The sequence below is a fragment of the Synechococcus sp. W55.1 genome, assembly GCF_047461655.1.
In the GTDB taxonomy this organism is placed as follows: domain Bacteria; phylum Cyanobacteriota; class Cyanobacteriia; order Thermostichales; family Thermostichaceae; genus Thermostichus.
In genome coordinates, this window is record NZ_JANSHN010000005.1 from 1 (window position 1) to 13,870 (window position 13,870).

The following is a 13,870-nucleotide window of genomic DNA, read 5'->3' on the forward strand; positions in this document are numbered from 1 at the left end:
ATGTTCTCGTTTTGACAAATTGGCCAGGAACTTCTTGAGTTTTCTCTATCTCGTCAGTGCTCTCTTTTGGCTCAAATAAAAGATCAACACAACCTAGGACACTGTACCCCCACCTAAAACGTTAGTCGCGTCGTCGCATCAGCGTTGCGGAGCAATAATACACGCGGCCAAAGGCTTTTCTCAATGGCCCAGTCGTCTCACCCTCACCTGAAACGACTACAAACCAGACATTTCGCGAACCCTGAGATCCCTATCTTGGGAGAAATCGAGGGTAAAGAGACGGAAGCCCAGAGGGTCCCTATCGATAATTGACAAATTGCAGCGCCACCGGGTAGTCCTGCTGCCTAAGCATTTGAATGACCGCCTGCAGCTCGTCTTTATCCTTGCCGGAAACGCGCACCAGATCCCCTTGAATGGCAGGCTGCACTTTCTTAAAGTTGTCGCGGATTTGCTTGGCGATCTGTTTGGCCAGTGTGGCATCAATGCCCTTTTTCAGGTGAACCACCTGGCGCACTCGGTTGCCGCCGGCGCTCTCTGGGGGTTGGAAGTCGAAGATCTTCAGGGATAGACCCCGCTTGGCCGCTTTGGTGAGGAGCAGATCCCGAATGGAGTTGAGGGCCATGTCGTTGGCGGTGGTGATGGTCAGGGATCCCTCCTCCAGCTCAATTTCCGTCTGAGTATCCTTGAGGTCGTAGCGCTGTTTGATCTCCCGTCGGGCTTGATCCACAGCGTTCACCAGTTCCTGCCGATCGAAATCACTGACGATATCAAATGAGTAGGTAGAGGCCATAAACCTTATCTTCGCTATCGTTCAGTATCTTAAGCCCTCAGCCAAGCAGGGATCCCTAACTCTCGGAGAAGCTACAACAGGTAGAGGGATCCCAGTCCAGATTTACGGAGAAGCAGGATGGCCGATGTTGTTTTAATTACAGGCGCTTCTGAAGGCATCGGCAGAGCTACTGCCTTTACCTTTGCCCGTGGGGGTTACCGATTGGCGCTGGCTGCCCGCACTGCCGAAACCCTGAAGCAAACTGCCATCGACCTAGAGCAAAGCCTCAACGCCGAGGTCTTGGCCGTTCCCACCGATGTCACGCAGCCAGAACAGGTGCAAAACCTGGTGGAGAGAACTCTGGAACGCTATGGCCGCATCGATTGCCTGATCAACAACGCCGGCATCTGCATGAGTGGCCCTTTTTTGCAAACTACCCTGGAACACTGGCAGGCTTTGATGGCGGTCAACTTTTGGGGCTACCTCCACACCATCCGAGCCGTGCTCCCCGACATGTTGAAGCGCAAAAAAGGCCAGATCATCAACGTGGGATCCATTGGCGGCAAAATGCCCCTGCCCCAGATGAGCGCCTATTGTGCCAGCAAGTACGCGGTCAGTGGGCTGACAGAAGCGCTGCGTCTGGAACTGCAACCCCAAGGGATCCAGGTAATTGGCGTCCATCCGGGCATCGTCAGCAGCAATTTCCTCAAGCGAGCCATTTTTGAGGTGGGGCCAGCGTCCTCTCCCGACAGCCAAGCCCAAACCTCAGGTGGCAAAGCCCGTGAGCAAATGCAACAGGCGCTGGAGAGTTTTTGGGTCAGCCAGCCGGAAGAAGTTGCCGAAGCCATTTGGGATGCTGCTCGCCAGTCCAAGTCAGAGGTGGTGGTGGGCATGGCCCAATGGGCGGTAGGAGCTTACACCCTCTTCCCCGGATGGGTCGGCTCATTGCTCCAGAATGTTCCTCGCTAGCCCACTGGATCGGTCGAGAGTTCTGGGGCGCTGGATGAGCGATTCTGCAGACCCAGCGATAGCAGGAAGAAGGCTAAACTTCGGTATAGTTTGAGGTACGGTTAAACACTGGTATTGACAGCGGAAGTATGGTTGAATCTGTGCCTTCTCCTTCCGGTACCCACCAGCACATCTTGATCGTGGAAGACCGAGATGGCCGCCGTACCCAGGTGCTGGGATCCGCCAAATACTTCATCGGTCGGGACTTGGCGAACGACATCTGTCTCAACTCTCAGTATGCCTCCCGCTACCACGCCATGCTGCTGCGGATTCCCGCCGAGCGAGAGGGAGAATATTGCTACCGCATTTTGGATGGGGATCTGGAAGGTCGCCCCAGCACCAATGGCTTGTTGATCAACGGCCAGAAATTGACCACCCACCAGCTCAAGTCGGGGGATGTGATCACCTTTGGCCCCGATGCCAAAGCCACCTACAAAATTGTTAAGGCTCCCTAGGCCCAGATCTCTGCAGAGCGTGCAATCGCCCCCCAATCAACAGCAGCAAAGCCAGCACCAAGGCCATCTCCGACAGCAAGGTCGCTAGGGCCGCCCCCTGCCAACCCCACCTTGGGATCCAAACCGCATTCAAAAGCCCATTCAGCCCCAGAGCCATCAGTTGCAGACGGCTGCGGGGCTTTTGCAACCCTGCCCCGGTGAGCAGGTGAGACAGCAAAAGGTGGATCCCCTCTAGCAAAATGACCGGGCTGAGCCAACGCAGGATGAGGGCCGTTTCCCGGTAAGCCGATCCCAGCACCCAGGGGATCCCGTAGGATCCCAGCGCCAGCCCCAGGGCGGCCAAACTGCCGTAGCCCACCACCCAAGGGGAAAGGTGACAGGCGTAGCGCCAGCCTTGTGGGAGTCCTTTTTGGCCTTGGCGGCACAGCTCGGCAAAATGGCTGGTGAGCAGAGCAATCATCGGCGTTTGCGAGAAGTTGATCACCCGGTAGGCAGCGCTGTAAAGACCCCCCGCTGCTGCTGAGGCCAAACGGGGCAAGAGCAGCTTGTCCAAATCGGTGAAGGTTTTCACCGCGGCCAGCCCCACCGCAAAGTCCCAGCCCGCTGTCAGCCGTTCCCGCAGATCTCTCCAGCTCAGGGCCAAGGGGAGAGAAGGCTCGCTCCACCGTCCCATCCCCCCCGCAATCAGCAGCAGCACGACCAACACCATCAGGCTGTACAGAATGGCCCATTGTGCCAGGGATCCCCAGCCCAAGGCCACCGCCAGCAATACTGCCCCCAATCGCCCCAGCGCCATGCCGGTGTCGATGAGGGCCACGCCGGCAACCTGCTCTCGCCCAACCAGGATCCCTCTGTACACCTCTGGCACTGCGACGAACAGCAGATCGCTCAAGAGCAATACCCCCACCACCGCTGCCGGCGTCCCGGCCAGCCAAACGCTCAAGAGGGGCCACAACACCAGCGCCATCCCCCCACAGCCCAATCCCGCCAGCCATAAGCTGGGGCCAACCCCCTGGGTGCAAGTCAGGGATCCCTGCCGGCTGAGGCGCTGGATCAGCAGTTCCGATTGGCCCAAATAGCCAAACGGGGCGGCCAGGTTGCTGCAGGCCAAGATGGCGGAGAAAACCCCGAAGGCTTCCGGCCCCAACAGCCGCGCCAAGAGGATGAAATAGGCCCCAGACAACCCCAGGCGCAGGCCATTGCCCACCATCAGCCAGGCAGCCTGGCGTAGCCGCTGTTGTTCTGCTCTATCCACGCTGCCACTCCTGGACGAGGCTTGCCAGAGCCAGGGATACTGGATGGATGCTGAGAGGGCCCGCCCAAGAGCGGGCATCTCCTCTTGATTTTGGGTGTATCGGTTGCAATTCTTCTGGCAATTTCATGGCCAAACTCTACCCCGTCAGCAACGCCGCGCGAAGCCCCCACACCTTGGCAGGACGGGATCCGCAAGCCCTGTTCTCCCCCCATTCCAGACCGCCTGCCCCTCGCCGGGTGCTTCCCCCACCCCCGCCGGACGGCGGTAGTCCTCGTTGGCTGGGATCCCTGCCGACCAAAACGGTGGGGCAAGGCTATCGGGCCGTTGTCTTGCTCTTGCTGGCCAGCCTGCTGCTGTTTGGAGGGCTAGGATCCCGTCTGGCCTACCTGCAGTTGGCGCGCACCCAGTATTACCGCCAGTTGGCCGATACCAACCGCATTCGCCTGCTGCCCCAGCCGCCAGAACGCGGGCGCATTGTGGATCGCAACGGTGTATTGCTGGCGGGCAGCCGATTGTCCCACTCGGTCTTCCTCTGGCCTCTGGTGCAGTCTCGGCAGCGCTGGCAGGAGATGATCCCCAAGTTGGCAGACTACTTGAACATCGCCCCTGAGGAGATCGCCCAAAAGCTAGAACAGGCTGGATATCGTTCCCCTTTTCCCGTGCGCATCCTGCGCAACGCCAGCCCCCAGGTGGTCATTCAACTGGAGGAGATGAGCCGCGAGCTGCCGGGGGTGATGGTGGAGGCGGAGACGGTGCGGTTTTATCCCCACGGCGACTTGGCCGCTCATCTGCTGGGCTATACCGGCGAGATCTCGCAGGAACAACTGCGGGCGGATCCCAGCTATCGCCTGGGGGATATTGTCGGCCTGATGGGAGTGGAGGAATTGTTTGAGAGCCATCTGCGCGGCCAATGGGGAGGGCGACAGGTGGAGGTGGACGCTATGGGGGAAGTGCTGCGGGTGCTGGGAGAACAAGCGCCCCAACCGGGCAACACCCTGCAGCTCACTTTGGATGTGCGCCTGCAGCAGGCGGCAGAGCGGGCGCTGGGCGAACGCAAAGGAGCGGTGATCGCCATGGATCCCCGCGATGGGTCGATCCTGGCCATGGCTAGCTACCCCACCTTTGATCCCAACCTCTTTTCCAGCCGCATGACCCAAGCCCAGTGGGACAGCCTGCAACGGCAGGACTTTCCCTTCCTCAACCGCGGGATGCGGCCCTATCCCCCCGCCAGCACCTACAAAATCATCACCACCGCTGCCGGGATCGAGTCGGGTGCCTTTCCCCCCAACACCGTGCTGCAGACTGGCCCCTACATCCAGGTGGGGGGGTGGCGCTTCTGGGACTGGAACCGCGCCGGCTTCGGACGGCTGAACTACCGGCAGGCGATGGCCTACAGCAGCGACACCTTTTTCTACCAAATCGCTCTCGGCACCAAGGCTGCCCCCTTGCAAGAATGGTCGCGCCGCTTCGGGCTGGGGCAACTGACCGGGATCGGCCTCAAAGGGGAGGCTGCTGGCCTGGTGCCCGATGCTGAGTGGAAACAGCGCCACTGGCGCGAGCCCTGGTATGTGGGCGACACGGTGAACATGTCCATCGGCCAGGGATTTATCACCGCTACGCCGCTGCAGATGGCAGTGGTAACGGCAGCCGTGGCCAATGGGGGCTGGCGGGTGCGACCTTTGCTCTCCCACCAGGTGATCCCTGACAGTCCCGTACCGCTGCGTCAGAAGGTGGGGCTCTCCCCTGCCACCCTGGAGATCCTGCAGCAGGGGCTGCGAGATGTCGTGGTTTACGGCACTGGCGGCAACGCCAACCTGGGGCCAGGATTTCCCCCAACGGCTGGTAAAACCGGCACCGCAGAGGATCCGCCGCGGCGATCCCACGCTTGGTATGTTGGCTATGCTCCCTACGACCGGCCCGAATTGGTGGTCGTGGTCTTTCTGGAAAACAGCGGCGGTGGGGGTGGATCACGGGCCGCTCCCATCTTTCGAGAGGTGATGCGGGCCTACTTCCGACCCGAGTCGTGAGCCCTAGCTTTCTGTCGGATCCGAGCCAACTGGGTATATGCAGTCTCTTGTCTCCCAGAAAATTGCGTTAAGATCCCCTAAAACCCCTTGCCCAGCAGGCTTCTGCCCTAACTTAGCTGTAGAATATGTCAGTGATTTGGAGCTCAACTGCCACAATCCTGCCATTCGCGCCAGTGGCGCCTTGGCGCATTGCAGGGCAAGCCCCGCTCCCACACACTGAGAACACTCTGGGCCGTGGCCGCTCTGCAACGCCTGAGCGAGTCTGCGATCCGGAGAACGCTCTAACTCTATTGCCTAACTCAGAAGGAGATCAGGATGAACAAGGCAGAACTTGTTGATGCCGTCGCTCATCGCGCCAATGTAACCAAAAAAGAAGCGGAGGCTGTCATTTCGGCAGCACTGGAGATCATCGTCGAAGAGGTCGCATCCCGCGATGAAAACGGTGAACCCAAGGGGAAGGTGACCCTGGTGGGCTTCGGCTCCTTTGAGGCTCGCAAGCGCAAAGAGCGGGAAGGTCGCAACCCGAAAACCAACCAAAAGATGGTGATCCCAGAAAGCATTGTCCCAGCTTTTACGGCGGGCAAGTCGTTCCGCGATGCAGTAGCAGGGGGGAAGTCTTAATTTCGCCGGGTTGGGACTCGGCTGCTGGGTAAGGCGTGGAGCGGCCTCGACACGGTGGCAATCGAGCTTGGGGAGCAGCGATCGCCGGCTGCTCTCCTGATGCAATTCTCGATTTTTCGGCCAGCTTGAACCCGCTGGGCCCGCCGCAGTCGGTCTTGCAAGCTCTGGGTCAGGTGCTGTCCGCAGCAGATCCGGTTGTTGTCAGCCGTTACCCGGATCCCGACTATCGGGAGTTGCGCATCTGTTTAGCCAACCATTGGGCTGTCGATCCCGAGTGGATTTTTGTGGGCAATGGGGCAGCGGAGTTGCTCACCTGGGCGGCCCGGGATGCGCAAGGGCGGGAAGTATGGCTGCCCCAGCCTGCCTTTGGGGAGTATGCACGGGCTCTGCGGGCGGCAGGGGCGACCATCAAGCCACTGCCTTTTTTCCCCGGCCAGGGATCCCCTAGTTTCGCCTTTCTCCAGGAGCCGCTTCCGGCGGCAGGCAAGGGGAGCCGAGTGCTCTGGCTGAACAACCCCCACAACCCGACGGGCCAGCTCATCCCGCAGCAAGACATCCTGCCTCTCCTGCCCCAGTTCAACCAGGTGGTGGTGGACGAGGCTTTTATGGACTTTTTGCCGGGGGAGCCCACCCTGAGCTCAAACTCCAGCTCGTCGGCAATGCCCCGCAGCCAAACTTTGATCCCCTACCTGGCGGCTCATCCCAACACCATCGTCATCCGTTCCCTCACCAAGTTTTTCACCCTGCCCGGCTTGCGCATTGGCTTTGCGGTGGGGCACCCGGATCACTGGCAGCGCTGGCGGCAGTGGCGGGATCCCTGGAGCGTCAACGGATTGGCGGGAGTGGCAGTGGCGGCAGCTTTGGCCGATGAAGACTTTCGCCGGCGCACCTTCGCCTGGCTGCCCGTGGCCCGAGAGCATTTGCTCAGGGGTTTGCAAGCGCTGCCCGGCTGGGATCCCTGGCCTGGTCAAGCCAACTTCGTGTTGGTGCGCTGCCCTGGCTCTGCCGTCCAGATTCAGGAAAAGCTGTTGCGGCAGCACCGGATTCTGGTGCGGGATTGCCTGAGTTTTCCCGAGCTGGGAGATCGCTACCTGCGCATTGGCCTGCGCACCCTGCCGGAGCAGGAGCAGTTGTTATCCGCCTGCCGGGAGATCCTGGAGAATAGCTAAGGATTTTCCTGCGGGAGAGATTCTCATGCCCGAAGCTACCGCCTTTTGGCCGGAATGCGATGCTCCTCTTGTGCGGGGGGTAGCCCATTACAGCGATCTGGAGTTGCTGCGGGCCTTTCAACGGCAGCCGGAGGTGGCCCGCTACTTCATCGGCCTGTTTTGCCGCTACTGCAAGTGGGTGGACGGGATCCTTGCCGAGCATCTGCCGCCAGAGCAATGGGCTGCCTGTCGAGAGCAGGTTTGGTTGCGGCTTTACCCGCGCCTGCAGCGCCTAGATGTCCACAGCCTTGTGGGAGAAGGGGATCCTGTGCTGCGACCCTGGCTGGCGGAGCAAACCCGTGAGCTGATCCAATCCTTGGATGGGATCCCCACCCACCCTCAAGCTTCTTGCAGTCTCGACTCCACCAGAGGCGGGGCGAAGTCCTCTCTTTCACCGGCACTGGCCTGTTATTTGACTGCTGGTTTGGATACCTTGCCGGGGGATCTGCGCTTCATTCTGCTGCTGCGGGATCGCTTTGGCTGGTCACCGGTTCGCATTGCCGACCAACTCAAGGCTGACGGATACTACCTTGCTCCAGAAGATGTGGATGCCATCGTTGCCTCTGCCCGCCAGATCTTGCTTCAGAACCTGCCGGCAGATGTGCGTGCCCTCTATCTGGAGGCAAAGCCCTAGAAGACTGCCATAGCCCTGTGGCATGGTGGTTTATGGCAAGGTATGGGGCGCTGGCAATCCTTGTTCCCAAGGTGGGTTCTCCTGTTAGGCTGTTTCCGGCTGTAACAGTGGATCGGCATTGTTTGCTCTCCGACTTTACATCAAGTTGAGTGTGGGCTGTCTATGAGTCCTTCTCCGCTTCCCCCAGACCCTACCCAACCCCTGTCTCCGGCACAGCAGTCCCATTCACATCAAGTTCCTCAACCTGCTCTTCAGGAAGCGCTGAGCCACCTGCATTTGGATGTGCTGAAAGAACTGGAGCGATTTCGCCTCTGGCAGCGTTTGCAGCGCATGGACTCTGTCCCGCCGCCGCGAGCAGGTCAGCTTAGGAATACCGGCTCTGTGCAGCGCTCCTCGCCTGTGCTCCTTCAAGAGGTGGTGGAAGACCTGGAAGAGGAAGAGATGCCACGGGGATCCTTTTCGCCCCTCTGGGTCTTGCTGCTGTGGGTGCTCTCCTGCGCGGGGATCGGCTTTGGGGTGCGCTGGCTGATCTGGCCGGAAGAACTGTCCCTGCCCCAAAGTGCTGCCAGCAGGGCGGAAGAAGGGATCCCTGCCCAGGTGGATCTGGCCCAGTTGCCCTTGATCCCAGTGGAACCGGTGGAAGGGCAGGTGGGAGAGGAGTTCTATTCCGGTGGCTTGGATCCGGATCGGCTGGCGCTGGGCTTGACGGCCACCCCGGACTTGAAGGACGTACAGGTGGATCCTCTTCAAGGCGTTCCTAACCTGCTGGACAGCCTGCAGACCGACTTGGCCTTGGCTTCCAAGGAACCCTCTCCCCCCAGCTTGCAAACGGTGGAGCAGTTGGCAGCCAGCCTGGAGCGCCCGTCCCAACCTTCACCGCCTACCTCTGTGGGATCCCTGAACGTGGTGCCCCTAAGCGAAAACAACATAGACTCCCTGGGGCCGAACCGCGGCGAGGGAACCTTCTTAGTGCTCACCACCTACTCAGGGGCAGAGAGCTTGGCACGCGCTCGACAAGTCTCCCATGGGGCCTTTGTGAAAGATGTGGATGGCCAGAAGTTTGTGCAGTTGGCAGCATTTGAACAACTGGAATATGCCCGCTACCATGCGGAAACCCTGAAAAGCAAGGGCTTTAACGTCACGATTGCTGAGCAGTAGCTTTGAGGACTACAGATCCCGAATCCAAGGGATCCGAGAGAGAGGTAGCCGCCGCCAGATCCCTTCGCTTCCTTCCGGATCGAGCAAACGCCAGGCCAGCAACCCGGTTGCCGAGAGGAAAACCAGGGCCAGCAACAACGCAAGGGCATTCTGTAGGCTTTTCAAAAAGGGCCAGAGGCGGGCTGTGCTCGGCCCCACCTGAGCAGCTCCAGACCGCTGCCGCGCCTGGGCGGGGGGGTTCCCGGAAGCTGGAGAGGAACTCAAGGGACGGGCAGGTGGAGGGAGGGTAGAGGATGCCAACTTGGCGGCGGGAATGGCCGGCCCCGGCAACCGGTTTAAAGCCATAACCACGGCCTGAGGGCGCTGCTGCTGACGCATCCACCGGTTCAGCTCCGCCAAGGAGATGGCACAGAGGTTGTTGAGACCCAGATCCTGAATTCGCCCCACCAAAGGCCGGTCGTTGCTGACCAAAACCACCAGCGTTCCCGGCTGCTGCTGGGCCAGGGCATAGGCGCATTCGGCAATCGCTTCTTCCAAGCGTACCCTCATGGACTGATCGCCGGCACCGGCGCCACCCACCAAGGCACGGGCTTCTGAGACGGCAAACCCCAGGCTGGGCCAGTGGCGCAAAAACTCGCGGGCTGTCGATTCTTCCTGGGGATCAATGGCCTGCCGGGTCAGGCGTTCCAACTCGGCCATCACTGCCTGTGGCAGCACACACACCCCAAACCGTGCCCACTCCTGCCATAGAGCCAGACGACCGGCCAGGATCACGGGGCTGTCGAAGACGAGGAGAGGCGGGATCTCGGCCATAGAACATGCCAGCGCTGGACTTAACCTCAATTGTGTAGCTTCCCCGAAGACTTGGGTAGCAGGGATCCCTCTGCCAGGCAGAGGCGGATGGCCAGCGGGTAGAGGCGGTGCTCCTGGGCCTGGATGCGCCGGTAAAGGGATTCCACGGTATCTTCGGGCAGAACCGGCACGGCTGCTTGGGCCACGATGGGGCCACTGTCCATTTCCAGGGTGACCCGATGAACGGTGCAGCCGGCGATTTTCACACCGCACTTCAGGGCTTGTTCAACGGCACGCAGGCCCTTGAAACTGGGCAGCAGGCTGGGATGCAGGTTCAAGACGCGATCCGGGTAGGCAGACAACAACACCTGGGTAACCAGGCGCATCCACCCGGCCATGATCACCCATTCCACGTGATGCTGCCAGAGCACCTGGACAATGGCGGCGTCCAGATCTTCGCGACGGGGGTAGTCTCGGTGGTCGAGCAAAACGCAAGGGATCCCTCGCTTTTGGGCCCGCTGCCGCACGTAGGCTTTGGGGTTGTTGGTGATGACCACAGCAATCTGGGCCTGCAGTTCCCCAGCCTCAATGGCTTGAGCAATAGCCTCGAAATTGCTGCCATTGCCGGAAGCCAAAATGCCGAGGATCCCCGGTTGAGAGGGCGCTGGGATCCCGTCGGGATCCGGCCAGAGTAAGCTGGGCGAGTTCATGAGCGTTTGGTGGGAAAGTCTGCAGCCCCGCTATTATGAACTATCCCACCGCAAGGGCGATCCCCAGGAGCAAGAGCAAGATGACCCCTGAGCAGGAAAGCTTGTCGATTCAAACCGCAGCCAGCCTGTCCCAAGGTTTGGAAGCTTTGAACCGAGTTGTTCAGAATCACGAGGTGTTGATTGCCGAAATTCGAGAAGGTCAAGCAATGCTGGGCCAGTATTTTCGAGAAGCCCTAGACCGCTTTGACGAGCGCACCCGCGCCATTGAGCGTAGACCCAGCCGATCCCAACAATTGAGGCCGGATCTTATGGACTCCGTCCCGCTGTCGCCGGCAACCACCTGATCTAGAGTGGGAAAGCATGGGCATTGGGTGTGAGAGCATGGCTCCTTTGCAAGGACGACGCCGGCGGTTTTGGATTTGCAGCATGGTAGTCATCCTGGCCGGGTTTATGGGATCCCTGCTGGCGGGATCGGCCCAGAACCTGGGGGCACAAGCGCAGCAGAGCCTGACTCAAGCCCAACTGGAGCAGGCTCAATATGTGCGCAGTTGTGGTGGTTGCCATGTGGCGTTGCCCGCCCAAGTGTTGCCCACCGAAACCTGGCGACGGCTGCTGCAGGATCCCAACCACTATGGCCAGCAGATCCAGCCCCTGAGCGGTGTGGCTTTACAACTGGCCTGGGGCTATTTGCGGCCCAACTCCCGGCCCCTGCGACAGGGGGAACAGGTGCCCTATCGCTTGGCAGATTCTCGCTATTTCCGTGCCCTGCATCTGCAAGTGGAGTTTCCCACTCCTGTGCGGGTGAGCGGCTGTGTGGATTGCCACCCCAGGGCTAATGGGGGAGACTTTGCCAGTCTCTCTCCAGAATGGCAATCTTGAGGAGCGCAACTGAGGCGATGCAGGTGGATCTGGCCACCATTCTGTCAGGCTATGCCCAAGGCTACTTTCTGATGGCCGACGAAGAGACGGGATCCCTGGCTTGGTACAGCACCGACCAGCACGCGGTGATCCCCCTCGATGAGCGATTTCACTGCCCCCGTTCGTTGCGGCCCTTGGTGCGCAGCGGTCGCTTTCAGGTGCGGCTGAACTGCGCTTTTGAGCAGGTGGTAGAGGGCTGTGCCGCTCGTCCCCAAACCTGGATTAGCCCTGAGCTGAAGCAGATTTACGCAGCTCTGCGCCAGGCCGGCTTTGCCCACAGCTTTGAAACCTGGCAGGGAGAGACCTTGGCAGGCGGGATCCTGGGTATTGCCCTTGGGGCGGCATTTATCGGCGAGTCCATGTTCTACCGCATTCCCAACGGCTCGAAGGTGGCCCTGGTGAAGTTGGTGGAGCACTTGCGAGAGCGGGGCTTTCGCCTCTTCGACGCTCAGTTGATGAACCCGCATCTGGCCCGTTTCGGCGCCTTTCTCATGGATGGACAAGAGTACCTGAAGCTATTGCAGCAGTGCCTGGGGATCCCTTGTCGGTTCGATTAGACCTGTGATGCTCAAAGCGACAGGCTTCCCAATAGCTGCTGTTAGATCATTGCAGCGGCTCTTGGTGGGAAACTTGGTGGAAAATGAGGGAGGACTCCACCCTGCTGCTGTGAGCGAATACATCCCGTGGTGGGCCAGCACATGGGATCCGCTCTGTTCCCGTCAGTGGCAGATGAGACTGGCTCGCAAACACCGTTCGTTGCCGTCTGTGCTCTTCTGCGCTCAGAACGAAGAACTATTATGCTCAGACCAAAGAACCATTAGATTAGATGGGCATTGTTATAAGGTGAGAGGAGTTCTCTACTGCTGTTGAGATTGTCATGAGCCAAAAGCTTCTGTTCGTCTGTCTGGGCAACATCTGTCGTTCTCCCACCGCTGAAGGCATCACCAATCACCTTTTGCGCAGCAGCGGCCTTTCGGAAGCGATTCTCTGCGACTCAGCAGGTACGGCAGCCTATCACATCGGCAGCCCCCCAGATCGGCGCATGCGACAAGCAGCCCAACGCTATGGCCTGGAGCTGCAGGGCAAAGCCCGCCAGATCCAACCCGCCGACCTGCGCGAGTTCGACCTGATCCTGGCCATGGATCGACAAAATTACCGCGACATTCTCAGCTTGGATCCCCAGGGAAAATATGCCGAGAAAGTGCGCCTGATGTGCAGCTATTGCCGCTCCCATTCTGATGAGGAAGTTCCGGATCCCTACTACGGGGGTGAGGCTGGATTCCATTATGTAATCGAGCTGCTCTGGGATGCCTGTAGCGGCTTGCTGGAATCCCTGGTTCCCGGGATCCAATGCCCGCCGTTGCCCCCCCGTGCTTGAGAGATTATTCGTCAGATCTGTATTCTTGATGAAACTTGACAGATAAGTCTGGACAACGGGATCCCTTTTGGCTAACTTTGTGGGCGGGATCAGAGTAGCTCCTGAACAGCTTTGGAAAGTTGGTTTTCTTGCGGTTTGGCCTTATAGCTGTATAGATTCGAGGGTTGTCTCTGACACCAAAGAGACGCTGGAGACAAGTGAGTTGACATTCGCAAATATCAAAAAAATATGTGGGAGGGTCACGATGGATGAGCTTTTACCAGGGCTGATTGCCGTTGCCCTTTACGCCTTCTTTAGCTACACCTTAATGGTGATTGGAGAGAAGCTAAACGTGCCGAATGCTTGGTTAGCTTGGATCCCGATTGCTAACATCTGGGTGATGTGTCGAGCTGCTGGTAAACCCGGCTGGTGGGTGATCCTCTTCTTCATTCCCCTAGTCAACTTGATCTTCGGTATCTGGGTGATCTTTGCCATTCCACCCCGCCTGAATAAATCCCGCTGGCTGGGTCTGCTGGTTTTCCTGCCTGTTTTGGGAGCTTTGCTCTACTCAGGCATTCTGGCCTTCACTTGAATTAGCCAGCCTTGCCTTGATACAAACTAAACAATCGAAAAAGTCTACCACTTGAGCAAGTTAAAGCTCTCCATATCAATAGTGGCGCGATTGCGATAGATCCCCAACACGATGGCCAAGCCCACAGCAGCCTCAGCAGCCGCCACGGTGATGACAAACACCGAGAACACTTGGCCACGAATCATAGCTGAATCGACAAAGTTGGAGAAAGCCATAAAGTTCAGATTCACCGCATTGAGCATCAGCTCAATCGACATCAGCACGCGAATCGCATTGCGGCTGACGATCAGGCCGTAGATGCCAATACAAAAAAGAACCGCTGCCACCACCAAGAAAAACTGCAGTTGCAACATCGCGATAGGCTCC

Annotated in this window: 17 protein-coding genes; 12 read left to right on the top strand and 5 right to left on the bottom strand. The window is 59.2% G+C overall.

Annotation, left to right across the window (positions count from 1 at the left end; all coding sequences use genetic code 11):
- Positions 1-298: 298 nt before the first annotated feature.
- Positions 299-790 (bottom strand): YajQ family cyclic di-GMP-binding protein, encoded by a 492-nt coding sequence (locus NW816_RS03630; RefSeq protein WP_011432526.1) that lies wholly within the window; start codon positions 788-790, stop codon positions 299-301.
- Positions 791-907: 117 nt separating this feature from the next.
- Between NW816_RS03630 and NW816_RS03635 the strand changes: the two genes are divergently transcribed.
- Both NW816_RS03635 and NW816_RS03640 read left to right on the top strand, forming a co-directional pair.
- Positions 908-1,738 (top strand): SDR family oxidoreductase, encoded by an 831-nt coding sequence (locus NW816_RS03635; RefSeq protein ID WP_414408266.1) that lies wholly within the window; start codon positions 908-910, stop codon positions 1,736-1,738.
- Positions 1,739-1,866: 128 nt separating this feature from the next.
- Positions 1,867-2,232 carry an FHA domain-containing protein gene (locus NW816_RS03640; protein WP_011432528.1) on the top strand — a complete coding sequence of 122 codons (366 nt, stop codon included), beginning with the start codon at positions 1,867-1,869 and terminating at the stop codon, positions 2,230-2,232.
- On the opposite strand, the gene NW816_RS03645 is transcribed toward NW816_RS03640, so the two are convergent.
- On the bottom strand, positions 2,219-3,487 hold the full coding sequence (locus NW816_RS03645; RefSeq protein WP_414408267.1) for a lipopolysaccharide biosynthesis protein: 1,269 nt from the start codon (positions 3,485-3,487) through the stop codon (positions 2,219-2,221). The genes NW816_RS03640 and NW816_RS03645 overlap by 14 nt on opposite strands.
- Before the next feature lie 125 nt (positions 3,488-3,612).
- Here NW816_RS03645 and mrdA point away from each other — a divergent pair, with 125 nt between their 5' ends.
- The 5 genes from mrdA to NW816_RS03670 all read left to right on the top strand — a co-directional run bounded on the left by mrdA (position 3,613) and on the right by NW816_RS03670 (position 9,135).
- Positions 3,613-5,514: a penicillin-binding protein 2 gene (gene mrdA / locus NW816_RS03650; protein ID WP_414408268.1), complete on the top strand. Its 1,902-nt coding sequence runs from the start codon at positions 3,613-3,615 to the stop codon at positions 5,512-5,514.
- A 315-nt stretch (positions 5,515-5,829) separates the two neighbouring features.
- The gene (locus NW816_RS03655; RefSeq protein ID WP_414347234.1) at positions 5,830-6,135 is read left to right on the top strand and encodes an HU family DNA-binding protein; all 306 of its coding nucleotides are present in this window, start codon (positions 5,830-5,832) and stop codon (positions 6,133-6,135) included.
- Between the two features lie 35 nt (positions 6,136-6,170).
- On the top strand, positions 6,171-7,304 hold the full coding sequence (cobD, locus tag NW816_RS03660) for a threonine-phosphate decarboxylase CobD (RefSeq protein ID WP_414408269.1): 1,134 nt from the start codon (positions 6,171-6,173) through the stop codon (positions 7,302-7,304).
- Positions 7,305-7,329: 25 nt separating this feature from the next.
- Positions 7,330-7,977 (top strand): hypothetical protein, encoded by a 648-nt coding sequence (locus NW816_RS03665; protein ID WP_414408270.1) that lies wholly within the window; start codon positions 7,330-7,332, stop codon positions 7,975-7,977.
- A 162-nt stretch (positions 7,978-8,139) separates the two neighbouring features.
- Positions 8,140-9,135, top strand: coding sequence for a hypothetical protein (locus NW816_RS03670; protein ID WP_414408271.1), 996 nt, complete (start codon positions 8,140-8,142; stop codon positions 9,133-9,135).
- 9 nt (positions 9,136-9,144) lie between these two features.
- Here the strand turns inward: NW816_RS03670 and NW816_RS03675 are convergent, their stop codons facing one another.
- On the bottom strand, positions 9,145-9,948 hold the full coding sequence (locus NW816_RS03675) for a PIN domain-containing protein (protein ID WP_414408272.1): 804 nt from the start codon (positions 9,946-9,948) through the stop codon (positions 9,145-9,147).
- Positions 9,949-9,974: 26 nt separating this feature from the next.
- Positions 9,975-10,637 (bottom strand): phosphoribosylglycinamide formyltransferase, encoded by a 663-nt coding sequence (gene purN, locus NW816_RS03680; protein ID WP_414408273.1) that lies wholly within the window; start codon positions 10,635-10,637, stop codon positions 9,975-9,977.
- 80 nt (positions 10,638-10,717) lie between these two features.
- On the opposite strand from purN, the gene NW816_RS03685 reads away from it, so the two are divergent.
- From NW816_RS03685 to NW816_RS03705, 5 genes are all read left to right on the top strand, one after another.
- A complete protein-coding gene (locus NW816_RS03685) occupies positions 10,718-10,981 on the top strand; it encodes a hypothetical protein (RefSeq protein WP_414391119.1) in 264 nt (87 codons plus the stop codon).
- 37 nt (positions 10,982-11,018) lie between these two features.
- The gene (locus tag NW816_RS03690) at positions 11,019-11,516 is read left to right on the top strand and encodes a hypothetical protein (protein WP_414408274.1); all 498 of its coding nucleotides are present in this window, start codon (positions 11,019-11,021) and stop codon (positions 11,514-11,516) included.
- A gap of 17 nt (positions 11,517-11,533) precedes the next feature.
- Positions 11,534-12,112: a leucyl/phenylalanyl-tRNA--protein transferase gene (aat, locus tag NW816_RS03695; RefSeq protein ID WP_414408344.1), complete on the top strand. Its 579-nt coding sequence runs from the start codon at positions 11,534-11,536 to the stop codon at positions 12,110-12,112.
- 320 nt (positions 12,113-12,432) lie between these two features.
- Complete coding sequence (locus NW816_RS03700; RefSeq protein WP_414408275.1) at positions 12,433-12,933, top strand: low molecular weight protein-tyrosine-phosphatase; 501 nt, start codon at positions 12,433-12,435, stop codon at positions 12,931-12,933.
- A 244-nt stretch (positions 12,934-13,177) separates the two neighbouring features.
- Positions 13,178-13,504, top strand: a complete 327-nt coding sequence (locus NW816_RS03705; protein WP_011432901.1) for a DUF5684 domain-containing protein — start codon at positions 13,178-13,180, stop codon at positions 13,502-13,504.
- Positions 13,505-13,548: 44 nt separating this feature from the next.
- On the opposite strand, the gene nuoK is transcribed toward NW816_RS03705, so the two are convergent.
- Positions 13,549-13,854 carry an NADH-quinone oxidoreductase subunit NuoK gene (nuoK, locus tag NW816_RS03710; RefSeq protein WP_041437244.1) on the bottom strand — a complete coding sequence of 102 codons (306 nt, stop codon included), beginning with the start codon at positions 13,852-13,854 and terminating at the stop codon, positions 13,549-13,551.
- Positions 13,855-13,870 lie beyond the last annotated feature (16 nt).